General features: G+C 36.6%; 1 protein-coding gene. It reads left to right on the top strand.

Going from position 1 to position 358, the window contains the following annotated elements:
• Positions 1 to 60 precede the first annotated feature (60 nt).
• A partial coding sequence (locus tag LJE11_RS20965; RefSeq protein WP_227296438.1) for a hypothetical protein occupies positions 61 to 358 on the top strand: 298 nt, incomplete at its 3' end.

Below are 358 nucleotides of genomic sequence, written 5' to 3'. Positions count from 1 at the left end.
CAGGCAAAGGATAAAAGATTTAAACCGTCACTGGGCGTTGAGGAAGAGTAGGTGAGTAATATGAGATACGAAGATTCGATGAAAGGTGTAGCTGATCAGATAATCAAAGAACAGCAGCGAGTCAGTAAAATTAAAAACAATCCAGAAGAGTTCCATTGGCATGACGAATATGCAACGTTGAATTTCTTTCGGTTTATCTGCAAAAATATCGGTAACTTGAGAAATGGAGAAATTGAAAAAATGGTCACACGTTTAAAGAACATAGATCAAAAAGCAGTGGAAAACCATGTGAATGGTGCTGTTTGGGCATTTGATTATGATAAGATGTTCTGTGTATTGATGGAAAATGAAATTTGCC

The organism is Blautia sp. DFI.1.216 (genome assembly GCF_020594215.1).
In the GTDB taxonomy this organism is placed as follows: domain Bacteria; phylum Bacillota; class Clostridia; order Lachnospirales; family Lachnospiraceae; genus Blautia_A; species Blautia_A wexlerae.
The sequence above is the reverse complement of the archived record's forward strand: the minus strand, read 5'-3'. Positions and strand labels throughout refer to the sequence as shown.